Source organism: Rheinheimera mangrovi, assembly GCF_003990335.1.
In the GTDB taxonomy this organism is placed as follows: domain Bacteria; phylum Pseudomonadota; class Gammaproteobacteria; order Enterobacterales; family Alteromonadaceae; genus Pararheinheimera; species Pararheinheimera mangrovi.
In genome coordinates, this window is the sequence record NZ_CP034683.1 from 1,372,878 (window position 1) to 1,396,275 (window position 23,398).

The following is a 23,398-nucleotide window of genomic DNA, read 5'->3' on the forward strand; positions in this document are numbered from 1 at the left end:
TCTAACAGGCCGTGTAGTTAACGAGGTAAAAAGGTCATGAGTAAGAAGTTTGTTGCTGTTGCTTTGAGTCTGATGGCATTGGCAGGTTGTGCCAGTTATCCGGAACAGGTACGTATTGCTGATAATGTTGCATTGACCAGCTATGAGAATGCGGCTCAACAAAATATTGATTTTGGTACTGCCCGCTGGAGTGGGGTCATTGCGCAAGTAAGTAATAAAGCCAACCAAACCCGTCTTGAAGTTGTGTATTTTCCTTCGGGCAGTAATGGACGTCCTGCAGTCTCAGATCAAACTAAAGGTCGTTTTGTTACCTATATCAAAGGCTTTTTAGACCCTATGGTGTATCAGCCTGGCAAATCAGTCACAGTGTTGGGTGAACTGACCCGCTCAGAAATAGGTAAAGTGGACGAATATGAATACCGTTATCCTGTCATCAAAGATGCAACAGTGTATTTGTGGCCAAAACTGGAAGACCGCGTTGAGGTTATTGATACCTGGTCCATGATGCGTCCTTACCCTTATTACTGGGGTTACGGTCCTGGTATTCGTGTCCGTACTATTACAAAACAACAATCGACAACACAAGGTCCAGTTCATGTTGACAATAATAAACAGAATAAAGTGCAACCTTAATTTAGTTCTACTTTCTGCTGCGCTTTTTAGCGCAGCCGCTGTAGCTGAAACGCCCTCCGCACCTGATTTGTCTGCTTTAGCTGAGCATTCATTCCGCAGCGTAGAAGATAAAGCCAGAAATCAACATCGTCATCCGGTCGAAACACTTAATTTTTTTGGCATTAAGCCGACTATGTCTGTGCTGGAGATTTGGCCTGCACGAGGTTGGTATACCGATATTCTTGGTCCCTATTTAAAAGGGCAGGGCAAATTGAGTATTGCTAATTTCCGGGTTGACGATGGCACTATGCAAGACGACAGAAAAATATTCTGGAGCCGCATCAGTGAAAGACTCAGCCAGCGAATTCTGAAACACAAAGAACACTTTGGCTCCATTCAACAAACAGAATTTGACCCACCGGCTTATATGTATCTGGGGCTGGCGCAACAGTACGATATGGTTTTGAGTTTCCGTAATGCTCACATTTGGAATGAACAAGGCTATTTGCTGGATGTATTCCGCGCAGTATTTGATGTACTGAAACCTGGTGGTGTGTTCGGGATAGTAGAACACAGAGCCAGTCGGGTATCCGAAATATCCAGTTCTGCTGTAGAAGGCTATCTTGATGAATCTTATGTGATTGCAGTTGCAGAGCAGGCTGGCTTTAAACTGGTAGGCAAATCAGAAATTAACGCCAACCCAAAAGACACCAAAGATTATCCAAAAGGTGTTTATGCTTTACCTCCAACTTTAGCTATGGGGACAGTGGAGCGGGAAAAATACCTGGCCATTGGTGAAAGTGATCGTATGACTTTAAAATTTGTAAAGGCCGCCAGCGAGTAATGCCTGCGGTGGCGTTTTCTCTGCCCGCTGTGTCTATAGCGGGCTGGCAACAAGGTCCGGCGCAGCAAAAGGTGACTTTGTGTTTGCATGGTTGGCTGGACAACGCCGATAGTTTTTTACCTCTCTCTGCTTATTTGCCAGAACTGAATCTGGTCGCAGTTGATTTACCAGGCCATGGTCAGTCAGGACATCGCAGTAGCGATGCTCATTATCATTTTTTAGACTGGATTTACGATCTGGCTACGCTGATTAAAATAGCGGGTTGGCAGCAGGTCGATATTATCGGTCATTCAATGGGCGCTATGATTGGCTCTGTACTGGCTGCAGTAATGCCAGAGATGGTGCGTAAACTGGTGTTGATTGACAGTATAGGATTAGTGACAGGCGAAGCGAGCAACACAACACATCAGGTTCGCACCGCAATTAACCACAGATGGCAAAGTCCAAATAAACAAAAACCAGTGTACAGCGATCTGCAAAGCGCAGCGCTTGCCAGGCAAAATCAAAGTGATTTTGATCTAAGTTCTGCACTCATACTTACCAGACGCGGCACAACAGCATGCGCTGGCGGACTCACCTGGTCTGCAGATATGCGCTTACGTGAATCATCCGCATATCGTTTATTGCAGCCACAGGCCACGCAACTGCTCCACGACATTCAATGCCCGGTATTGGCTATTCTGGCGAAAGATGGCTTGCCGATGATGCAGCAGGCGCGACAAGAGTATCAGCACTGTTATCGGCAACTGGAGCTGATTGAGTTGAGCGGAGGTCATCATTGTCATATGACTCAGCCTGAGCCAACAGCCAACGCAATTCGTCAATTTTTACTGTCCTGACGATTTTTTATGCTCAGCAATCCTGCAGAGCACCCTTTGGGGCCAGCTAAAGCTGTTAAAAATCGTTCCTGACGATTTTTTATGCTCTGCAATCCTGCAGATCACCTTTGCGGGCCAGCTAAAGCCGTTAAAAATCGTTCCTGACGATTTTTTATGCTCTGCAATCCCTGCAGAGCCCCCTTGCGGGCCAGCTAAAGCCGTTAAAAATCGTTCCTGACGATTTTTTATGCTGTTATAGTCGGGGTCAGAACTGCTGGTTCCGCAGACAATTGTTAAATGAAAGCAATTGTGGGATGATGCAGGATTAGAGTAAAAACTCAGTGTCATTTTGTAGCAGATTATTTCGATGTCTGTACAAAGGGCCAAAGCACTAACTATAACTACTATAACTAAAAAATAATAAATACCACGAGGAGAGGACAGTGGATCGAGTCTGGTCAAAAAATTACCCTGAAGGCGTTCCGACAGATATTAATGCTGATCATTACGCGTCGTTATTGGAAGTCTTTGCTGAAAGTATTAAAGACTACGCTGATAAAACCGCCTATATCAACATGGGCAAAAGCATTACTTATGCAGAACTGGATCAGTTGAGCTTAAAGTTTGCTGCTTATTTGCAACAACAGTTAGGTCTGAAAAAAGGTGATGCTGTTGCCGTGATGATGCCAAACCTGCTGCAATACCCAGTCTGTATTTTAGGTATTCTGCGTGCTGGTTGCGTAGTGGTGAACGTCAACCCACTGTACACTCCACGTGAATTAGAGCATCAGTTACTCGACTCACAAGCCAAAGCTATCGTCATTGTTGAGAACTTCGCTCATACCTTGTCTGATGTGCAGGATAAAGTGAAGCTGAACCACGTGATCCTGACCCATATGGGCGATATGTTGGGCCTGGTCAAAGGCACTATCGTCAACTTGGTCGTTAAGCATGTTAAAAAGCTGATCCCTGCGCATAATCTGAAAAAATACGTCACGTACAAGCAGGTTATTGCCACTGGTAATGCCGCTGCGTACAAAAAGCCTGTGGTTGTTGGAGAAGACTTAGCTTTTCTGCAGTACACAGGTGGCACTACAGGCGTATCCAAAGGCGCTATGCTGACGCATCGCAACATGGTGGCTAACCTGGAGCAGGCTGACGGCTGCATCGGTCCTCTGCTGACTCATGGTAAGGAATTCGTAGTTACCGCACTGCCGCTTTATCATATCTTTGCTTTAACGGCTAATTTCCTGGTCTTTATGAAGTATGGTGGTACAAATCTATTGATCACCAACCCAAGGGATATGCCTAACTTTGTCAAAGAGCTGGAGAAGTATCCGTTTTCAGTTATTACAGGTGTGAACACGCTGTTTAATGGCTTACTGAATACACCAGGTTTTGCCCAGCTGGATTTTAGCAATATGAAGCTGGCATTGGGTGGTGGTATGGCCGTGCAGCGCCCCGTGGCCGAGCGCTGGCAGAAAGTCACTAGTACTCGTCTGGTGGAAGGTTATGGTTTAACTGAATGTGCGCCTTTGGTCACAGTTAGCCCTTATAACCTGCCTGCGTATAATGGCAGCATTGGTTTCCCTGCGCCTTCCACAGACATCAAGCTGGTCAATGATGATGGCGTTGAAGCTGCTGCTGGCGAAGCCGGTGAAATGTGGGTCAAAGGTCCGCAGGTAATGAAAGGCTATTACAACAGACCTGATGAAACGTTAAAGGTACTGAATGCAGATGGCTGGTTAGCAACAGGGGATATAGCCCGTGTTGATGACGAGGGCTTCTTCTACATAGTCGATCGCAAAAAAGACATGATTTTAGTCTCAGGTTTTAACGTGTATCCAAACGAGATTGAAGAAGTGGTTGCGATGAACGACAAAGTCCTTGAAGTTGCTGCCATTGGTGTACCCAATGAATCTACTGGCGAAGCGGTGAAGATTTTTGTTGTGAAAAAAGACCAGAGCCTGACAGATGCTGAATTAATTCAACACTGTAAGGAACGTTTGACGGGCTATAAGGTACCGAAGCTGGTAGAATTCCGCACTGAATTGCCAAAAACGAACGTGGGTAAAATCTTAAGGCGGGAGCTGAAAGGTTAATCCAGAAAAAAACCGGCTTTTGCCGGTTTTTTTACAATCAAAAGTTGGCGAAAGAAATAGAAAGAGACAATCAAGGATTTAACATGACGTATCAGCTTATAACTTCCTCATCTGCTTTAGCTGCTTTTTGTGCGCAAGCCGCCAGTACGGACCTGTTAGCTGTTGATACTGAATTTGTCCGCCAAACCACCTTATACCCAAAGCTTGGTTTAATTCAGCTGTTTGATGGCAAACAACTAGCGTTGGTTGACCCTTTAGCTATTGATGACTGGAGTTCCTTGCAGCAACTCTTTGCTAATCCGGCAGTGTGCAAAGTGGTGCATTCCTGTAATGAAGATTTAGAAGCCTTAGCCACTAAAAATCTGTTGCCTATATTACCTCTGATAGACACTCAACTTGCTGCTGAACTGGCAGGTTGGGGCGGAAGTCAGGGCTATGCCAAACTGGTGCAACGAGTTTGTGCTATTGAGCTGGATAAAAGCGAATCCCGCACTGACTGGATAGCGCGTCCTTTGTCTGCTCTGCAACTGGACTATGCTGCCAAAGATGTAGAGCATTTATTGGATGTCTATCAGGCATTAAAAACTGAGCTGATGGCAAAGGGTCAATACGAATTGCTGCTTGCTGAAGGCGAACATTTAATAGCTCGTCGCTCTTATGCTTTACCTTTGTCATTTCGCCACCTGGAACTGAAAAATAGTAATCTGCTGACGCCGCGTGAGTTGGCTATTTTGCGTGAACTGGTGATTTGGCGTCAGGACTATGCCCTGCAGCATGATATGGCGCTGGGTTTTATCTTTAAAGATCACCATTTACTGGATATAGCAAAACGCCGCCCTGGTAGTCTGGAGTCGATGTTTAATATCCCTGAATTGCCAGGCCGTGAAGTGCGTCGCCACGGCAAAGCCGTTCTGGCTTTGATTGAAAAGGCCAAAGCTTTACCACTGGATCAGTGTCCGGCACCTTTTTACCACACTAATGCATTTCAGGGGGTTAAAGAAGAAATGCAAAAAATCACTGAAGCTATTAAAGCCGCAGCTAAAGAATCCGGCATTCCGGCTGAATTTATGGCAGTACGTCGTCAAAGCACAGAGTACTTTAACTGGTGCTGGCGTGTCAGTGATGAAGACAGAGCTCAATTACCAGTTCCAGAGTTTTTGCGTGGCTGGCGCCGTGAGCTGTTAGTGAAGTTTTTGCCTGTGCCACAGCACGTGCAACATTTGATCTGATTAAAGTCGAGCTTCGTATATACGAGTCGTTTTTTATTTGGTTTTACACGTTTTTTCGGCTAAATCATCTGATTTTTTTCAAAAATAGCTATTGGTCGATGTCAAAAATAGCGGCGTAACCCTTTTGCAACATTAACAATCAAAAGGGGATTGATGATGAGATGGAAAAATAAATAATGTGTCCTTGGTTTCGCTCTGCTTGCTGTCGCTGGCTGTAACGATTCCGATCCAGCACCTGAACCTGTTATTCCACCGCCGCCAGTTAACGCAACAATTAAAGTTGCGCACGCCGTGTCTGATGCTCCTGAAGTGGCTGTGAATGCGAAAGGTAGTGTTGCGGTTGGAAATCTGGCCTTTGGATATGCTTCCGGGCCAGTGTCTGTAACTCCGGGGAATTTCAGTGCTTCTGTCGATGCTAAATTATCTGGCAATGGGCTGGCCACCGTTTTTCCGCAAACCAGCCTATCTTTAGCTCAGGCAACTGACTACGTCATATTTGCCATTGGCAAAGCAGCGGATAGCAGCATCGAACCTCTGGTGATTAATTTCCCACAAACGGCAGTAAGTAGCGGTAATGTGCGCTTGCGTGTAGTTCACGCTGCGGCTTCTGCCCCAACAGTAGATGTGCACTTACCAGCTCCTGCCGTCAACTTATCTGCGGGCACTGTGGCTGCTACTCTTGAGTTTTCTGCTGCAACGGGTGAAGTCGTAGTCCCTGCAGGTGATTACAGGGTGCGTATTACGCCAGCCGGCAACCTGACTACAGTAGTCTATGATTCAGGCACCGTAGCTCTTGCTGCAGGCACAGCTTAACTATTGCCGCTTTAGACAGTAAATTTGCTGGTCCGTCACCAGTCTCATTATTAGCTTTAGTTCAGGGAGGCGACACCAGCCTTGAATTATTAGATACAGGCTCAGTTTCTGCTGTTCGGGTGGTACATGATGTCTCAGACGCACCTGCTGTCGATGTATTCGTAGACGGTGCCGAAGCTATCAACGCTTTAGCTTTCCCTGATATCACAGGTTACGCTGAACTGGCTCCGGACACCTACAATGTAAAAGTAGCAGCAGATGCGGATAACTCTGTGGTGGTGATTAATGCCGATCTGGAGCTGGAAGCCGATGCTTATTACACAGTGCACGCTGTCGGCTCTTTAACCGAAGACAGCATCGAGCCTTTGGTGGTCGTGGATAATCCACGTCGTATTGCGACAGCTGCACAAATCCGTGTGATCCATGGATCCAGCCTGGCAGGTCCAGTGGATGTTTACCTGACGGCAAACTCGGATATTTCAACTGCCACTGCGGCGCTGAGCAATGTCGCTTTTAAAGCAGATTCTGGGTATATCCAGGTACCAGCGGGCGATTATTTTGTCACTGTGACAGCAACAGGTACCAAAACAGCCGCCATTGGTCCTGTGGCAGTGACATTGGATGCAAATCGTATACACAGCAGTAGCAAGGGATGGCGAAGGCTTAACAGCGGATCTGGGATTGATCCTGTTGGATGATTTTAACAACGTGCAGTAGCAAAAAAGAGGCAGAGTCACAGACTCTGCCTCTTTTGTTTATTACTTCTTATCGTCTGGGAAAGTAACGTTTAATTCCAGTACAGACAGCTCGTCCGAGCTTTTCTCCAGCGATACTGAAACCTGATCGTCAGCAATATCAACATACTTACGGATCACCGCCAGAATATCGCGCTCCAGCTGTGGTAAATAATCCGGACTGTTGCGTCTGTTACGTTCATGAGCAACGATAATTTGTAACCGCTCTTTGGCAGTTGAAGCTGTATTTTTTTTCGTTGAACGGAAATAATCCAATAACGACATTCGCTTAGCCTCCAAATATACGTTTCAGCAAGCCTTTTTTCTCAACATTCAAGAAACGGAAAGGCACTTCTTCGCCAAGCAAGCGGGCGACCGTGTCTAAATAGGCCTGACCTGCATCGCTGTCCTGATCCAAAATAACAGGCTGACCTGAGTTCGACGCGTTTAATACGGCTTGTGATTCAGGGATCACACCCAGCAGTTTTATCGCCAGAATTTCGCCCACGTCTTCCACGCTCAACATCTCACCTTTGACTACACGCTCAGGGTTATAGCGGGTTAACAGCAAGTGTTCTTTGATGCCTGGTAAACCTTGTTCAGCACGACGTGACTTGCTGCTGAGCATACCCAAAATACGGTCTGAATCACGTACTGATGATACTTCAGGGTTGGTCACAACCACGGCTTCATCGGCAAAATACAACGCCATCATAGCGCCTGATTCAATACCAGCAGGTGAGTCACAGATAATGTAATCAAATTCTTCAGCCAGCTCGTTCAGAATACGTTCTACGCCTTCTTTACTCAGAGCATCTTTATCACGGGTTTGTGAAGCAGGCAGAATAAACAGGGTGTCGATACGTTTATCTTTGATCATCGCCTGTTTTAAATTGGCTTCACCGTTAATCACGTTGACGAAGTCGTATACCACACGACGCTCGCAGCCCATGATTAAATCCAGGTTTCTTAAACCTATATCAAAATCGATAATCACGGTTTTAAAACCGCGCATGGCGATGCCTGTACCGATAGCCGCGCTTGACGTAGTTTTGCCTACGCCACCTTTACCTGATGTAACAACAATGATTTTTGCCATCGCAAAATATCCTTAAAGCAAATCTGCTAAAACCAACTTATCGTCCTGCAACCCAATGCAAGCCGACTTACCCCAATATTCACCTTGCAGACTGTCACTCAACCAGTAACTTCCGGCTATGGAGATCAGTTCGGCTTCCAGCTTGTGACAAAACACGCGTTTTTGACTATCTCCGGCAGCGCCTGCTATGGCTTTACCACGCAGTGTACCGTAAATATGTATATTTCCATCGGCTATAACTTCAGCGCCTGCACCTACAGTACCACGGATCACTAAATCTGCACCTTTGGCATAAATTTGTTGGCCAGAGCGAATATTTTGCTCCACCACTTTGGTTTCCATCACAGGAGCCGCAACAGCCGCTTCTGTTTTAGCTTCTTTTTCTTTTGGCTCTTTCGCCGGTGTTTTGCTTTTACTCAGCTGTAATGAGGCTAAACCAGCGGCCTGGGCCAGTTTTTTCAACTCAGCAGAAGCACCACACACACCTACTAATACCAGCTCAAGTTCTTTAAATACTTGCGCAATAGCTTCGAAATCAGGAGCTTGAGTAACAGACTCGACATTAATCACCACAGGTGCGCGGTAAAAAAAGGCAGGAGCTTGGGCCAGTTTTTGTTGCAGCTGAGTTTTTACTGCAGCAGCAGACAGGTCCTGACAATACAACACAGACAGTGGAAACAAACTGCCTTTTAATTCAAAGGAATGATCAGACATAGCTCAAAATGCGCACTTTATTATTTGTTTAATGACGGCAAAAATTCGTGTCAGCCTTTATTCGCTTGGTACGCAAGGCTGGTGCTTCATGTTATAGTTTGCGCCCCTGTTAGGCAAGTTAGTAAGAGTAGTTTTTGTCCTATGTTATGTGTTGTCTATAAAAGTCCTAAGATGGACCAAACCTATTTGTATGTATTGCGCCGCGATGATTTTAGCGCTGTACCTGAAGCCTTACTTAAAACCTTTGGTCAACCGCAACTGGTCACACTGATTAATCTGGCAACCAAAAGCAAATTAGCCCATGCAGATATCAACAAGGTCAGACACGAACTGACAGAGCGGGGGTTTTATTTACAGTTGCCTCCGCCGCCTGAAGATTTACTCAAAGCGCATAAAGAGAGCCAGCAAAACAAGGAGTAACAGATGAAGTTGACTCAAATCGCAGTCATTGTGGTCAGTGGCTTATTGTTGTCCTGTACCAGCACTGTGTCTGGCAAGGCGCAGGCGACCAGTGAAACGGTGAAAACTGTAGCTGCGAAGCCGCAACCGCAAAACGTTGCTCCGGCCTTGCCTGCGCCAGCTGCTGTGACTAAAGGCAGTTTTGAACAATACGCCGCTGCGTTAAAGCAGGAAGCCTTACAAAAGGGTTATTCCAATGCGCTGGTTAATGACGTATTCGCCAGTTTAACGCATTATCAGTCTGCTGTAGTGGCCGATAAAAAACAGCCTGAATTCACTGAGACGTTAGATACTTATTTACCAAAACGGATCAGTAAACAGCGTATTTCTCTTGCCCGTAAATACTACAAAGAGCATCAACAGGAACTGGAAACCATAGGCCAGAAATATGGTGTACAGCCGCGTTTTATTGTTGCCTTGTGGGGGCTGGAAAGTAGCTTCGGTAAGTTTATGGGCAACTACTCAGTGCCTTCGGCTCTAGCCACTATGGCTTATGACGGCCGTCGTGAAGCCTTTTTTAAATCGGAATTTTTTCTGGCGCTGGATATTTTGCAACAAGGCCATGTCAACTTAGCAGACATGAAAGGCTCATGGGCCGGTGCTATGGGCCAAAGCCAGTTTATGCCAAGTGCTTTTATGTCCTACGCTCAGGATGGTGACGGCGATGGTCATATCAATATCTGGCAAAGCCGCACCGATGCCTTTGCTTCTATTGCCAATTATTTAAAAACCCGGGGCTGGGACAATAGCCAAACCTGGGGCAGGGAAGTAAAAGTTCCTAAAAACTTTGATTTCTCTTACGTGATCCCAAAAGGCAGCAAAGACAGAACTCAGTGGCTGCAGTGGTGGGCTAAATCTGAACGTTCTTTAGCTGCATGGCAAACTTTAGGGGTTCGCACCATTGAAGGTAAAGCATTGCCCAAACGAGATATCAAAGCTGCATTGGTGATGCCGGATGATGAACACGGCAGGGTTTATCTGGCGTACAGCAACTACCAAACGCTGATGCACTGGAACCGCTCTTATTATTTTGTCACCAGCGTAGGTTATCTTGCAGATTTAATAGTGGCTGAGGATTAAACATGAGTTATCAGCATAAAGATGTTCAGGGACAGGTTATTCACCTGCCTGCAGGCAAAGTGCTTTGCATAGGTCAGAATTATCAGGACCATATAGCCGAGATGAACAGCAAAACAGCACCGGAAGCGCTGTTTTTTATCAAACCTTCCACAGCTGTGGTGGATATGCACCAGCCATTCTCTATCCCACAACAACTGGGTGCTGTGCATAATGAAACTGAGCTGGCCGTGCTGATTAAAGCACCTTTAACCAAAGTGACTCCACAGCAAGTGCTGGACGCGGTTTGGGGTTATGGTCTGGCGCTGGATTTAACGCTGCGCGACCAGCAAAAGAAATTAAAAGAGTTGGGGCGGCCTTGGGAAATCGCCAAAGGTTTTGATGGCGCTTGCCCTGTCTCTGGTTTTATTGCTGCTAATGAGCTGGGAGATGTGCAGCAGTTGCAGTTTAGTCTGACGGTGAATGGTGAACAGCGTCAGCAAGGCGATACTCGTATGATGATCCGTTCAGTCACTCAAATCATCAGCGAAATGTCGCAGTTTTTTACTTTGTTACCAGGTGATCTGGTGCTGACCGGCACACCAGCAGGTGTGGGGCCACTTTATAGCGGCGATCAGTTAGAATTAACTCTGGCTAACAAGCTACATATTAAGACGTCAGTACGCTGACAGAGAGGTTGAAGTGTTAACAGCAAAATTCTGGGAAACAAAAAGCCTGGAACAAATGACAACAGAAGAGTGGGAAGCCGTTTGTGACGGCTGTGCTAAATGTTGTCTGAATAAATTTATTGATGATGAAGACGAAGACGCTGAAGGCCCAACCGACTACATTAAGCCGGACGAGCAAATCCATTTTACCAATATCGCTTGTCGTTATCTGGACAGTCACAAATGTGCCTGTACTGTCTATGAAAAACGTACAGAGCTGGTGCCGGATTGTGTCAAACTGACTCAGGATAATTTAAAAGACATCTTTTTTATGCCAAACAGCTGCAGCTACCGCCGTTTGCATGAAGGTCGTGGTTTACCGTCCTGGCATCCGCTGTTAAACAACGGCAAAAAAAGTCTGATGCATAAAAAGCAAATGTCAGTGCGTAATAAAACCATTTCTGAAGACATGGTCGATATGGAAAAATTTGAAGATTATATTGTGACCTGGGCTATTAACGACTTAGATTAATCCCTTTTAGTAACGGTTCGGTTGGGCAACTAAAAATAGCGTTTTTTTGATTTGAGGGTGATGGTTGTGCAAGAAGCCATGCAGATTTTGCATCAGTTCAAACAGTTAATGGCCAGTTTTAGTCCGGCTATAGTGCAGATGGTGATAAGTGCAGTCATTATCTTGATTTATATAGTCCTGAGTCGTCGTATTGCCCCATTTTTGTATCGCACTATAGCCGCCAGCGTATTAAAGGATGAAATGAACCGCCGTGCTTTAGTGGTTTTTCATATTCTGCTGTTTTTACTGCTGGTTGTTATTCTGAGTGTGGTCTGGGGCATCGACATTAAAGGCTTGCTGGTTCTCGCCTCTTCAATGATTGCTGTTATAGGTGTGGCGTTATTTGCAGCCTGGTCATTGCTGAGCAACATCACTGCCTTTTTTATTATGTTAGGTCAACGTAATTTTGCGCCAGGTGCTGAAGTAAAAATTATCGATGGTGCGAACCATGTCGAAGGCAAGGTGGTGGAAATCAATTTGTTCAGCACAGTACTGCTGACCAAAAACAACGAGCAGATTGTCTATCCCAATAACCTGATCGTGTCTCGTCCTGTCATAGTGCAGCATCAGTTCAGAGCCGATAAAAACAAAATGGTAAACAGATGGCGGCGCAGACACCCTGATCACCGCTAGTCTTGCTTGTTTGAACCCAAAGTAATTGATGTTGCAGCGAGGCGACAAGCGATTGAGACCCCAGGAGCATAGGTTACCTATGTGACTGGGGCGAGAGCGTGAAGTCAACAAAGCTGCAGCTTCAAGTACGAAGGGTTTATTCGGGCAAACGCAAGGCTTCTCTGAACTTATCTACCCACATAGCCGTAGCGCCACAAACAGCCACAGGCATAATCAGTAAGTTAATCAATGGCACTAAACTCAGCACATAAACACTGATGCCAAAGGCATAGCTGTGCTTCCACTGCAGTTTTAGAGCCCTACGCATTGTATCAAAAGGTACTTTATGGTTATCAAAAGGATAGTCACAGTACTGAATCGCCAGCATCCAGCTACAGAATAAAAACCATAATAACTGGCCTATACCAGGCAATATAAAAAACAACAATAAAAAGCCAATGGCGCGCGGTAAACAATAGACAAACTTTTGCCATTCTCGACCCAGCATACGCGGCACGTCTTTTAAAAATGCTGCCAGGCCCTGATCCGGTAGCGGCTGGCCTGTTAAGTGCAGCTCGGTTTTTTCTGCCAGCAAGGCATTAAAAGGCGCGGCGATAAAATTAGCCACCATGGTAAAAGTTAAAGCCAACCCCATTACGATAGAAAACAGTGCCAGAGGCCAGACTAAAAAGCCGATAAAACTCAGCCAGTCCGGCAAAGTGGCCACCACTTGTTCGACCCAGCCACCTAACTGACTAAATAAATAACCAAAAGCCAAAGCAAACAGCATCAGGTTGATACAGAGTGGCACTACCACATAACGTTTTAAGCCTTTGACCCGAATTAAGTTCAGGCCTTTCATTAAATAACGCATCCATTGAGCTCCTGCAGGAACGAATGAGCCGAGCATATAAGCCATCTGATTGAGCTGCAAGATAAAATCCGTAAGCAACTTTTTCAGGGCAGGAATACAAAGCGGCCGTGACAGCAGCACCGCAGTTCTGTTACATTCACTTTTGTTAACAAAACCTCGGCCTTATTGTTCAGGGACAGATGCGTCTTAAGCAAATTAAATTAGCGGGTTTTAAATCCTTCGTTGATCCTACCCAGGTGGCTTTTCCCGCTGCAATGACAGCTGTAGTGGGCCCAAACGGCTGCGGTAAATCCAACGTCATTGATGCTGTACGCTGGGTGCTGGGCGAAAGCTCGGCGAAAAACCTGCGTGGTGATGCGATGACAGACGTCATTTTTAACGGCTCAACGCAGCGCAAACCCGTGTCTCAGGCTTCTGTTGAGCTGATGTTTGAAAACACTCAAGGTCGTTTGCAAGGCACGCTGGCTGATCGCAGTGAAATAGCCATCAAGCGTTTAGTGACGAGGGATGGCCAGTCGAATTATTTCCTCAATGGCACTAAATGCCGCCGTCGTGACATCACAGATATTTTCCTTGGCACAGGCTTAGGTCCCCGCAGTTACGCCATTATCGAACAAGGTATGATTTCGCGGCTGATCGAATCCAAGCCTGCTGATTTACGTATTTTTATTGAAGAAGCGGCCGGCATTTCCAAATACAAAGAACGCCGGCGCGAAACTGAAAACCGCATTAAACATACCCGTGAAAACCTGGACCGTTTATCTGATGTGCGGGAAGAGTTGGGTAAAAACCTGGATAAACTCAAACGTCAGGCGGCAGCAGCGGCGCGTTTTAAAGAACTCAAAGCGCAGGAGCGTAAGCTCAAGGCCGAATTGGCCTGTGTGAAATGGTTACACTTTCATGGCTTGTTGCAAAAAAGCGAGCTGGACATTCAGCACAAACTCACCGAAATAGAACAGTTTCAGGCGGCTCAGTCTGGCGATCAGCTATTAGTGTTGCAACTGAAAGAACAGCAGCAGGATTTACGTACTGAACAGCAGCAAGTGCAGCAGCAGTATTATCAGGTTGGTAATCAAATCACCCGCTTAGAACAACAGCAACTGCACCAACGCCAACGCCGCCAAAGTCTGACCGACGAACTGCGTTCCTTGCAGCTGACCTTGCAGGAAGCAGACTCCTACATAGCGCAGCAACAGGAACAGCTGGCAGAACTTGAATTGCAGCTGGAAAACGCAGCACCTGATAGTGAACTGAAGCAAGAGCAGTTTGAAAGCCTGACCGAACAACTCGATCAGGCTGAAGAGCGTTTACTCAGTGCGCAGAGTGCTTTACAGCAATGGCAACAGCAGTTTTTTGCAGTGCAGCAACAGCAGCAACAGAATCAGTTAAAGGTGCAGCACAGCCAGCAGCAACAGCAGCAGTTACTACACCGTATCAGTCAGTTACAGCAAGAACTATCTCAACTGGATGCGGTGACTGATTCAACAGCGGCAGAGCCCTTAATGGTCAAGCAGCTAGAAACACAGCAGCAACTTGAGTTGTTGCAGCAACAAAGTACAGATGCTGAGCAGCATTATCAGGCGTTGCAGCAGGCGCTGCAGGACCGTAAACAACAGCAGATGGTGCGGCAAAGTGAATTAAGGCAACTGAAGACGCAGCAGGACAAACTCAACCAGATCCAGCAGCAGGTGAATAAACAGCAGCAACAACTGTTAAAGCAGTTGGAGATTGAGCCTCAATGGGCCAAAGCTGTCAGTCTGGTGTTGGGGGAATTGCAGCATGCCACCGCAGAGCAGGGGGCTAAACAGAACATTGAACAGGACACTGTGCAAAGTTATGTGCTGCCTACAGAGTTAAAAGCACAAAGCGGGACTTTAGCCGCGGTGATCCGCTCAGGTCTTTATCCGGATCTATTTCACAGCGTGTTGCTGGCTGACAATATCGAACAAGCCCAAGCCAAACAACAGCAGCTACAACCACAACAGTCCGTGATTTGTCCGCAAGGCATCTGGCTAGGCAGCAACTGGCAACTGGTACCTGGACAAGCTGCTTCAGACAACTACTTAACACGGCAACAGCAGTTGCGGGAATTGGCAGAACAACTCCAGCAGCTAGAACAGCAATTAGTGACAGATCAGCAGCTAGAAGCACAGTCCAATACTGAACTCTTACAGAGCAAGCAGCAGTGGCAACACAGCCAGCAGCAGCTGCAGCAAACAAAAGATCAACTGCAAAAAATCAGTACCGACCTTTTATTACTGCAACAACAGCAACAATTGCAGCAGCAAAGACGCGTGCAGGCATCGACTGAGTTAACAGTGCAGCAGCAGGATTTTGAGCTGATAAGCCTGCAGCTTGATGAACTGGAGCAACAATCTGAAGCGCTGGATGAGCAGTATCAGGCGCAAAAAGCCAAAGAATGGCAGCTGCAGCAACAACAGACACAATGCCAGCAGCACCATCAGCAACTGAAACAGCAACAGGATTTAGTGCGTCAGCAACTGCAACAAGTGCAGCTGGAACAACAAAGTGCGCAAAAGCAGCTGAGTTTCAGCCAACAGAATTTACAACGTAGCCAACAGCAACAACAGCAACTGCAGCAGCGTTTGCAACTGGTGCAGGACCAACTGGCCGAAGTGACAGAGCCGGATGGCGAACAACACGAGGCATTACAGTTGTTATTGCAGCAACGGGCTGAAGTTGAACTTTTAGTGCAGCAAAAAGCCGAAGCTTTACATTTGTTAGAAGAAAAGCTGCGTCAGGCTGAACGAGGCCATCAGGGCGTAGCGCATTTATTAACGCAAAAGCAAAAAGAATTAGCAGATTTCCAGTTAAGCGCTGAGGGCTACAGAGTCCGAGCCAACAATATGTTGGAGCAGCTGACAGAGCTGCAGGTGAACTTTAAGGAGCTGAGTGAAACGCTACCCGCTGAAGCGAACGAACAAGAATGGCAACAGCAACTGGAAAAAACACAAGATTCAGTGTCACGTTTAGGACCGATTAACCTGGCAGCTATTGAAGAATTTGAACAGCAGGACGAGCGTAAACAGTATCTGGATGCGCAGCATCAGGATTTAGTTTCAGCGTTGGAGACTCTGGAAACTGCGATTAGAAAAATTGACAGAGAAACCCGGCAGAAATTTAAAGAAACCTTCGAGCAGGTCAATGAAGGCTTGCAAACGTTATTTCCAAAAGTGTTTGGTGGAGGCAGTGCCTATCTTGATTTAACCGAAGAAGATCTGTTAGAAACAGGTGTAACTATCATGGCGAGGCCGCCAGGGAAAAAAAACAGTACAATTCACTTACTCTCGGGTGGTGAAAAAGCGCTAACCGCTTTATCATTGGTGTTTTCGATTTTTCGATTAAATCCGGCACCTTTTTGCATGTTGGATGAAGTTGATGCACCTTTGGATGATGCGAACGTCGGCAGATTTTGTAATCTGGTACGGGAAATGTCTGAAACTGTGCAGTTTATTTATATCAGTCACAATAAAATTGCCATGGAAATGGCTGCACAATTAATGGGTGTAACCATGCAGGAGCCCGGTGTATCACGAGTTGTGGCTGTAGATGTGGAAGATGCCGTGAAAATGGCACAAGCCTAAAAACTAAAAGGTAAAAGAGATGGCTGAGGAATTACGTTTAGTCTTGATTGTTTTGGGTGTTTTGGGTATCAGCGCTTTAGCTTTACACGGCTGGTGGACAGTTCGAAAAAACAACAGGGACATTAGCAAATACGATGTAGACGCTTCTGCAAATTCAGAGCCTAAATGGGATGGTTTTGACGAGCTAGGCATAGGGCGTAAGCGTGTATTACAACCAGGCGAAAAGCCACAACCAAAACCTGCACCAACAGTGCCGCCAAAAGCTAACAAATTACGTGAACCAGTGAAAGTGCGCCGTGAACCTGAATTAAACGAGCCTTCATTGGATAAGGGCAGTTTTTCTGCCACAGATGAACCTTATGCAGAAGCCGTTGCACAGGAGCAACAAGCTGCTTATGAAGCTGAAAAAGATCAAACAGCTCAGGCTCCGGCTAACGAAGTGTTGATCCTGTATGTATTACTGCCAGAAGGCGAAGAAATTAACGGTTCTTTATTATTGCCTTCGTTGCTGACCTTGGGTTTTAAATACGGTGAAATGAACATTTTCCACCGTTTCCAGGACAATGCAGGTTCAGGCGAAGTATTATTTTCGCTGGCCAATATGTTTAATCCTGGCACCTTCGATTTAGAAGATATGGAAAAAATGAATACCCGTGGTTTAAGTTTGTTTATGACTTTGCCAGGGCCTGGCGAAGCCTTACAGAACTTCAACCTGATGCACAGTGCTGCGAAAAAACTGGCCGATGAATTTGGTGGTCAGGTATTGGATGGTCAGCGTTCAGTGCTGACAGTACAAACAGTGCGGCATTATGTGGAAAAAATCCGTGAGTTCCAGCGTCAACGCCTGATCCACGGTTGATGCATTAGATCTGTTAAAGAGGCCCCGTTTTCGGGGCTTCTCTATTTTTGAATTTGAGATTTTAGACTTTAAGTGCCTGAGTAACCCAAATGAATCAAGCTATCCAACAACGCCTGCAGCAGCTCAAAGACCAACTGGCTTATCATAATCACCAGTATTACGTGCTGGATAATCCCAGTATTCCCGACGCCGATTACGACCTGCTGTTTCAGGAATTAAAGCAGATAGAACAACAACATCCTGAACTGGTGACTGCGGATTCACCGACTCAACGAGTGGGGGCAGCACCTTTAAGCAAATTTGGCCAAATCAGCCATCAGGTCGCTATGTTGTCCTTGGATAACGCCTTTGATGCAGACGACTTTGCCGCTTTTTACAAACGTATGGCCGATCGTATTGATGCAAGCCGTGACTTTGAATTTTGTGCCGAACCTAAACTGGATGGCTTAGCCGTTAGCATCCGTTACGAGCAAGGTCTGTTGGTTCAAGCCGCGACCCGAGGTGATGGTTTTACCGGTGAAGATATTACTGCCAACGTCAAAACCATTCGTGCTGTGCCGTTGAAGTTACAAGGCGAAGTTCCTGCTGTGCTGGAAGTTCGGGGTGAAGTCTTTATGCCGCTGGCAGGTTTTGAGCTGATGAATGACAAAGCTCGTGCAGCAGGCGATAAAGTGTTTGCCAACCCACGTAATGCGGCGGCGGGCAGCTTACGACAGCTGGATCCGAAGATCACCGCCACCCGGCCATTAATGTTTTATGCCTATGCGGTAGGCGCTGTGGAAGACGCAGCTCAGCTACTAAACGGCAAAAGCCATCATGCCCGTTTGCAGCAACTCAAAGGCTGGGGCTTGCCTGTTTGTCCTGAAATCCGTCATGTCACTGGCTTGCAGGCTGCTTTGGATTACCAGCAAAACATTCTGACTAAACGCGCTGCTTTGCCTTATGAAATAGATGGTGTGGTGCTGAAAGTCGACGATTTAGCGCAGCAACAGGCTTTAGGTTTTGTTGCCCGCGCGCCACGTTGGGCTATTGCATTTAAATTTCCGGCTCAGGAAAAAACCACTACTTTATTAGATGTTGAGTTTCAGGTCGGTCGCACCGGCTCTATTACTCCGGTCGCACGATTAGAGCCTGTTCTGGTAGGTGGGGTGACGGTCAGTAATGCGACTTTGCATAATCAGGATGAAATTAACCGTCTGGGCGTTAAAGTAGGCGATACAGTAATAGTACGCAGGGCTGGAGACGTGATCCCACAAATTGTCTCCGTAGTGCTGGAAGAGCGGCCTGAAAGCGCACGTGATATCCTGTTTCCAACGGCGTGCCCTGTCTGTCAGTCCAGCATTGAACGAGTCGAAGGCGAAGCTGTAGCGCGTTGCACAGGCGGTTTATTCTGTGCTGCACAGCGAAAAGAAGCGCTGAAACATTTTGTGTCGCGAAAAGCCATGGATATTGAAGGCTTAGGTGACAAAATTATTGAGCAGTTGGTGGATCAGCAACTGGTGAAAACTCCGGCTGATATTTTCCGTCTGGATATGCCCGCTTTAGTTGGCTTAGAGCGCATGGGCGAAAAGCTGGCGCTTAAACTACTAAAATCCATCGATGATTCTAAAAAAACTACTTTGCCACGTTTTATTTATGCTTTGGGTATTCGTGAAGTAGGGGAAGCAACGGCGCTGAATTTAGCTAGTCATTTTGCGGCTTTGGATGCAGTGCAGCAGGCAAGTGTAGAACAGCTGTTGGAAGTGCCGGATGTCGGTGCCGTGGTCGCAGGAAATATTCAGCACTTTATGGCGGAAGAGCATAACACCGCCGTGATAGCTCAGCTGCTTGAGGCTGGTATTCACTGGCCAGTGCTTGAAAAACAGCAGCAGGGTGAACAACCTCTGGCTGGCTTAACAGTGGTATTAACCGGCACTTTAACCAGCATGGGACGCGACGATGCCAAAGAAAAACTTCAGCGCTTAGGGGCTAAAGTATCAGGCTCTGTGTCAGCCAAAACTTATGCGGTGATCGCAGGCGATAATGCCGGCTCCAAGCTGGCTAAAGCGAATGAATTGTCAGTGCCGGTCTGGACAGAGCAACAGATGCTGGAATTGTTTTTAAAGCATGGATTGAACTGATATGTCTGACTTCTATCCCCTGCTGGATAAGTATGGCCTGACCCGGATCCCCCTTCGCTTTTACGCTGTATTGTTGTTGGTGCTAAGGCCCTATCTTTTGTGGATTTTAGTGCTGACGATGCCAGAAGGCGGTGACAAGTTACTGGCCGCCGTCTATCCCCAAAGCAGTGACTTCTTAATCGCTTGTCTGATTTGTGCACCTTTATTGCTGGTTGTGGCAGCATTAAGTCAGCGCAAGGACAAGGGGAGTCAGGGGTGGTTTAAATTATGGCGTCAAAGCCGTTGGATCATGCTGGCAGTTGTTGCTATAGATCTGGTGCATAGTCTGACTCACTTACCCAACTATGTGATGCTAAAGGCACCCTGGTTACTAATATCACCAGCGCTGCTGTTGCTTAGCTTATGGTGGCTGCTGAAGAACCCGGTGATGAAACAGGTGGTGACTGAATGGCCTTAATTCAGCCTTAAATCGCTATTTTCTGCTGGCTTTGCAGCTGCTGCCAGCGTTTTTGCTGTTCTTCACTCAGTTTGGCTTTGGATAGTATGACTTCACATTGCAAACGAAGTTGTTCAGTTTGGATAGAGGGATCGATATTCTCTGTTGAGCGCAACGACTGCAGCAAGTTCAGCGCTATCCCTACATTGCCGGGCATAATGCTAAAGGCTTTAATAAATGCTTCCAGAGCTTGCTGCCACTGACCTCTTTCATACATCAATACGGCGTGGTTATTGAACTCTCTCGGGCCCATGGGCAGAGTTTCACGTTCTTTCCGCTCCTGTTTTAGGTAAGTTAGAAAAACAGGATCCGCACCTTTCAGTTTATTTGCATCCTGTGTCAGTGCTTTGAGCAAGTCGCGTGAACTGCTTAATAAACCCACCTCATGCAGAGCTTTGGCTTTATCTAAAATATCTTCGGCGCCCTGTGATTCCATATTTTGATCCAATTCGAGCAGCAGCTGCTTGGCTTTTTCCAGCTGATCTTTCAGATAATAAATTCTGGCTTGCACCACCACCTGTTGTTCTTGCTTTTGTTTATCCGGGAAAAGTTGCCTCATGTGGCTCAAGGTATCATTGGCGACTTTGGACAAACGACTGGTTTGCTCTTCTTCATCGACACTTAACGCATAATCAACCGAAGCGCGGGCCAGATTTAAGTAGAGATCTGGCTGCTCGTAAATAGAAAAACGGGCAAATCGCACCAGGTCTTTCGCTGCTCTGAATTGATGCTCGTAGTCGTGAGTTAAGCGCGATAAATGCATCAGTTTTTGTTGGCGTAATAAATTACGGGGCGCCATATCAGCGGCTTGCAGCAATTCTGTCTGGGCCTTTTTATACATCTGCTGATGCAGGTGGATATCTGCTAATAAATCCAGGGTTGCCAGCTTTAAATCGGCTTTTTGTAATAAAGGTTGCAGCAGGGACAGGGCTTCGGAGTATCTTTCGCGCTGAATTAAGCAGCGGGCCAACCCCAGTTTAACCCAATGCAGATTGTTGTCATGGATCAAGCTGCTATAAAACTGCTCGCCTTCTGTCCATCGACCGGCCTGCTGTAAAATCTCACCTTTGGTCTTGAGCAACAACGTTGCGTATTTGGGCTGGTAACCCTGCTCCAGCCATTGCTCAACCTGCTTGAGCGCTGCGTCAGTTTTTTTCTGATCCATCAGGCTATACAAAGGCCGCAACAGGTTTTTGCGCTGCACGGTACGGTCGATGCGGGATTTCAAATCTTTAATGGCAAAGGGCTTAACCATAAACTCGTCAGGCTGTAATTCGAGCACACTGTGGACCAGGCTTGGGTCTGTCTCAGCGCTGATAAAAATAAAACCTGTGCAATGACGGAATAAATTACGGACTTTGAGCTCCTGATAGAGCTGATAACCGTCTTTACCATTTAAATTAAAGGAGCAGATGATCAAATCAAAAGCTTTGTCGCGGCACAAAGCTATAGCAGCGGTGGAGTTTTCCGCATAAGTGAAACTGGTATAGCCTAAAGTCTCAAGCGCATAACGCAGGTAGTTCTGAGTTAAGGGCTGCTCATCTACAACCAGTATCTGAATGTCCTTATTAAGCTTCACGACCATAAATGAACAAAGTACCTGTTATCATTTCTATCAAATATAGCCATTAATAAGACAAAAAGCTCCAAATTTATTAAATGAATTCAATGGTTAATGTTTTTCTGATTTGGGAAAATTAACAATAAGTGAAATAACAGTAAAAACGAAATGTGGAGAATGATTAAAAATAAGGACTTAGGGAGTTTCAGTGCGTTCTGAGTAGGCTGCAATGATGATTCGTACAGATTAAAATTTGGGGCCTGGCTATGCTTTTTTATCGAAGGTGTGGTGGATGCTACTGGGTTCGAACCAGTTCGGCTTGGGTTTTGTAAAGAGAGCGATGTTTTTCTTTAAGGGGAAAAGGGGATGGTGGATGCTACTGGGTTCAAACCAGTTCGCCTTGGTCTTGTGTAAAGAGAGCGATGTTTTTCTTTAAGGGGAAAAGGGGATGGTGGATGCTACTGGGATCGAACCAGTTCGGCTTGGATTTTGTAAAGAGAGCGATGATTTTCTTTAAAGGGGATGGTGGATGCTACTGGGTTCAAACCAGTTCGCCTTGGTCTTGTGTAAAGAGAGCGATGTTTTTCTTTAAAGGGGATGGTGGATGCTACTGGGATCGAACCAGTTCGGCTTGGATTTTGTAAAGAGAGCGATGATTTTCTTTAAAGGGGATGGTGGATGCTACTGGGTTCAAACCAGTTCGCCTTGGTCTTGTGTAAAGAGAGCGATGTTTTTCTTTAAAGGGGATGGTGGATGCTACTGGGATCGAACCAGTTCGGCTTGGGTTTTGTAAAGAGAGCGATGTTTTTCTTTAAAGGGGATGGTGGATGCTACTGGGATCGAACCAGTGACCCTCGCCTTGTAAGGGCGATGCTCTCCCAGCTGAGCTAAGCATCCTGGGGCTACTTTTTGTTACACATTGACATCTAAAAAGATGGTGGACGCTACTGGGTTTAATCCGGTCACAGCCTGTTCTTTATAAAGTGCGGCGATGCGCTCTTTAAGAAGATGGTGGACGCTACTGGGTTTAATCCGGTCACAGCCTGTTCTTTATAAAGTGCGGCGATGCGCTCTTTAAGAAGATGGTGGACGCTACTGGGTTCGAACCAGTGACCCCCGCCTTGTAAGGGCGATGCTCTCCCAGCTGAGCTAAGCGTCCTGGGATTTCTAAATTTTTATCTGTCCTTCATTTTACTGAAGAAGATGGTGGATGCTACTGGGTTCGAACCAGTGACCCCCGCCTTGTAAGGGCGATGCTCTCCCAGCTGAGCTAAGCATCCTGGGCATAACAATTGAACTACACGATTTATCTTTCAGATATTTCACTTTAAAAGATGGTGGATGCTACTGGGATCGAACCAGTGACCCCCGCCTTGTAAGGGCGATGCTCTCCCGGCTGAGCTAAGCATCCATCGTGTGGTCGGCCGTCATTATAGGGGGCTCGGTTTTTGTGTCAATAATATTTTTAGCTTTGTGAACTGTATGCTTTAAAAGTAAGCAGTTAAATCTTTTTCCGCATAGCTGCTTCGGCCGTGCAATCACTGCCTTGCAT

The 23,398-nt window shown here is 46.4% G+C and carries 22 protein-coding genes and 4 tRNA genes; 16 read left to right on the forward strand and 10 right to left on the reverse strand.

What is annotated here, in order from left to right; all coding sequences use genetic code 11:
* The first annotated feature begins 36 nt into the window (after nt 1-36).
* From EK374_RS06235 to EK374_RS06245, 3 genes are read left to right on the forward strand one after another with little or no spacing between them, the layout of a single operon-like run.
* Nucleotides 37-633, forward strand: coding sequence for a Slp family lipoprotein (locus EK374_RS06235; RefSeq protein WP_127021154.1), 597 nt, complete (start codon nt 37-39; stop codon nt 631-633).
* Nucleotides 596-1,456, forward strand: a complete 861-nt coding sequence (locus EK374_RS06240; protein ID WP_127021156.1) for a class I SAM-dependent methyltransferase — start codon at nt 596-598, stop codon at nt 1,454-1,456. The genes EK374_RS06235 and EK374_RS06240 overlap by 38 nt, the downstream gene beginning before the upstream one ends.
* A gap of 8 nt (nt 1,457-1,464) precedes the next feature.
* The gene (locus tag EK374_RS06245) at nt 1,465-2,295 is read left to right on the forward strand and encodes an alpha/beta fold hydrolase (RefSeq protein ID WP_164731830.1); all 831 of its coding nucleotides are present in this window, start codon (nt 1,465-1,467) and stop codon (nt 2,293-2,295) included.
* Here EK374_RS06245 and EK374_RS06250 read toward each other — a convergent pair.
* Complete coding sequence (locus tag EK374_RS06250; RefSeq protein ID WP_127021160.1) at nt 2,284-2,736, reverse strand: hypothetical protein; 453 nt, start codon at nt 2,734-2,736, stop codon at nt 2,284-2,286. The genes EK374_RS06245 and EK374_RS06250 overlap by 12 nt on opposite strands.
* On the opposite strand from EK374_RS06250, the gene fadD reads away from it, so the two are divergent.
* From fadD to EK374_RS20880, 4 genes are all read left to right on the forward strand, one after another.
* Nucleotides 2,718-4,376 (forward strand): long-chain-fatty-acid--CoA ligase FadD, encoded by a 1,659-nt coding sequence (fadD, locus tag EK374_RS06255; protein ID WP_127021162.1) that lies wholly within the window; start codon nt 2,718-2,720, stop codon nt 4,374-4,376. The genes EK374_RS06250 and fadD overlap by 19 nt on opposite strands.
* A gap of 83 nt (nt 4,377-4,459) precedes the next feature.
* Nucleotides 4,460-5,605, forward strand: coding sequence for a ribonuclease D (gene rnd, locus EK374_RS06260; protein WP_127021164.1), 1,146 nt, complete (start codon nt 4,460-4,462; stop codon nt 5,603-5,605).
* A gap of 273 nt (nt 5,606-5,878) precedes the next feature.
* Nucleotides 5,879-6,418 (forward strand): DUF4397 domain-containing protein, encoded by a 540-nt coding sequence (locus EK374_RS20875; RefSeq protein WP_267898336.1) that lies wholly within the window; start codon nt 5,879-5,881, stop codon nt 6,416-6,418.
* A 119-nt stretch (nt 6,419-6,537) separates the two neighbouring features.
* Nucleotides 6,538-7,116 (forward strand): DUF4397 domain-containing protein, encoded by a 579-nt coding sequence (locus EK374_RS20880; protein ID WP_233280353.1) that lies wholly within the window; start codon nt 6,538-6,540, stop codon nt 7,114-7,116.
* A gap of 60 nt (nt 7,117-7,176) precedes the next feature.
* Here the strand turns inward: EK374_RS20880 and minE are convergent, their stop codons facing one another.
* The 3 genes from minE to minC are packed head-to-tail and all read right to left on the reverse strand — an operon-like array spanning nt 7,177 to nt 8,965.
* On the reverse strand, nt 7,177-7,437 hold the full coding sequence (gene minE / locus EK374_RS06270; protein ID WP_008900582.1) for a cell division topological specificity factor MinE: 261 nt from the start codon (nt 7,435-7,437) through the stop codon (nt 7,177-7,179).
* A gap of 4 nt (nt 7,438-7,441) precedes the next feature.
* Nucleotides 7,442-8,251: a septum site-determining protein MinD gene (gene minD, locus EK374_RS06275; RefSeq protein ID WP_127021166.1), complete on the reverse strand. Its 810-nt coding sequence runs from the start codon at nt 8,249-8,251 to the stop codon at nt 7,442-7,444.
* Between the two features lie 12 nt (nt 8,252-8,263).
* Nucleotides 8,264-8,965 (reverse strand): septum site-determining protein MinC, encoded by a 702-nt coding sequence (minC, locus tag EK374_RS06280; protein WP_127021168.1) that lies wholly within the window; start codon nt 8,963-8,965, stop codon nt 8,264-8,266.
* A gap of 141 nt (nt 8,966-9,106) precedes the next feature.
* Between minC and EK374_RS06285 the strand changes: the two genes are divergently transcribed.
* From EK374_RS06285 to EK374_RS06305, 5 genes are all read left to right on the forward strand, one after another.
* Nucleotides 9,107-9,385 carry a YcgL domain-containing protein gene (locus EK374_RS06285; RefSeq protein WP_127021170.1) on the forward strand — a complete coding sequence of 93 codons (279 nt, stop codon included), beginning with the start codon at nt 9,107-9,109 and terminating at the stop codon, nt 9,383-9,385.
* A gap of 3 nt (nt 9,386-9,388) precedes the next feature.
* Nucleotides 9,389-10,504, forward strand: coding sequence for a lytic murein transglycosylase (locus EK374_RS06290; RefSeq protein WP_127021172.1), 1,116 nt, complete (start codon nt 9,389-9,391; stop codon nt 10,502-10,504).
* Between the two features lie 2 nt (nt 10,505-10,506).
* Nucleotides 10,507-11,169 (forward strand): fumarylacetoacetate hydrolase family protein, encoded by a 663-nt coding sequence (locus EK374_RS06295; protein WP_127021174.1) that lies wholly within the window; start codon nt 10,507-10,509, stop codon nt 11,167-11,169.
* A 13-nt stretch (nt 11,170-11,182) separates the two neighbouring features.
* Entirely contained in the window at nt 11,183-11,680 is a 498-nt protein-coding gene (locus EK374_RS06300; protein ID WP_127021176.1) for a YcgN family cysteine cluster protein, read from the forward strand.
* A gap of 66 nt (nt 11,681-11,746) precedes the next feature.
* On the forward strand, nt 11,747-12,352 hold the full coding sequence (locus EK374_RS06305) for a mechanosensitive ion channel domain-containing protein (RefSeq protein WP_233280355.1): 606 nt from the start codon (nt 11,747-11,749) through the stop codon (nt 12,350-12,352).
* Nucleotides 12,353-12,488: 136 nt separating this feature from the next.
* Here the strand turns inward: EK374_RS06305 and cysZ are convergent, their stop codons facing one another.
* Nucleotides 12,489-13,205: a sulfate transporter CysZ gene (gene cysZ, locus EK374_RS06310; protein ID WP_127021178.1), complete on the reverse strand. Its 717-nt coding sequence runs from the start codon at nt 13,203-13,205 to the stop codon at nt 12,489-12,491.
* 179 nt (nt 13,206-13,384) lie between these two features.
* On the opposite strand from cysZ, the gene smc reads away from it, so the two are divergent.
* From smc to EK374_RS06330, 4 genes are all read left to right on the forward strand, one after another.
* Nucleotides 13,385-16,810 (forward strand): chromosome segregation protein SMC, encoded by a 3,426-nt coding sequence (gene smc, locus EK374_RS06315; RefSeq protein ID WP_127021180.1) that lies wholly within the window; start codon nt 13,385-13,387, stop codon nt 16,808-16,810.
* 19 nt (nt 16,811-16,829) lie between these two features.
* Nucleotides 16,830-17,669 (forward strand): cell division protein ZipA, encoded by an 840-nt coding sequence (gene zipA / locus EK374_RS06320; RefSeq protein ID WP_127021182.1) that lies wholly within the window; start codon nt 16,830-16,832, stop codon nt 17,667-17,669.
* Between the two features lie 89 nt (nt 17,670-17,758).
* Nucleotides 17,759-19,789: an NAD-dependent DNA ligase LigA gene (gene ligA, locus EK374_RS06325; protein ID WP_127021184.1), complete on the forward strand. Its 2,031-nt coding sequence runs from the start codon at nt 17,759-17,761 to the stop codon at nt 19,787-19,789.
* Nucleotide 19,790: 1 nt separating this feature from the next.
* Nucleotides 19,791-20,246 (forward strand): DUF2919 family protein, encoded by a 456-nt coding sequence (locus tag EK374_RS06330; RefSeq protein WP_127021186.1) that lies wholly within the window; start codon nt 19,791-19,793, stop codon nt 20,244-20,246.
* A 7-nt stretch (nt 20,247-20,253) separates the two neighbouring features.
* On the opposite strand, the gene EK374_RS06335 is transcribed toward EK374_RS06330, so the two are convergent.
* From EK374_RS06335 to EK374_RS06355, 5 genes are all read right to left on the reverse strand, one after another.
* Nucleotides 20,254-21,870: a response regulator gene (locus EK374_RS06335; protein ID WP_127021188.1), complete on the reverse strand. Its 1,617-nt coding sequence runs from the start codon at nt 21,868-21,870 to the stop codon at nt 20,254-20,256.
* 797 nt (nt 21,871-22,667) lie between these two features.
* A tRNA-Val gene (locus tag EK374_RS06340) sits at nt 22,668-22,743 on the reverse strand.
* 186 nt (nt 22,744-22,929) lie between these two features.
* A tRNA-Val gene (locus EK374_RS06345) sits at nt 22,930-23,005 on the reverse strand.
* Nucleotides 23,006-23,050: 45 nt separating this feature from the next.
* A tRNA-Val gene (locus EK374_RS06350) sits at nt 23,051-23,126 on the reverse strand.
* Between the two features lie 55 nt (nt 23,127-23,181).
* Nucleotides 23,182-23,257, reverse strand: a tRNA-Val gene (locus EK374_RS06355).
* Nucleotides 23,258-23,398 lie beyond the last annotated feature (141 nt).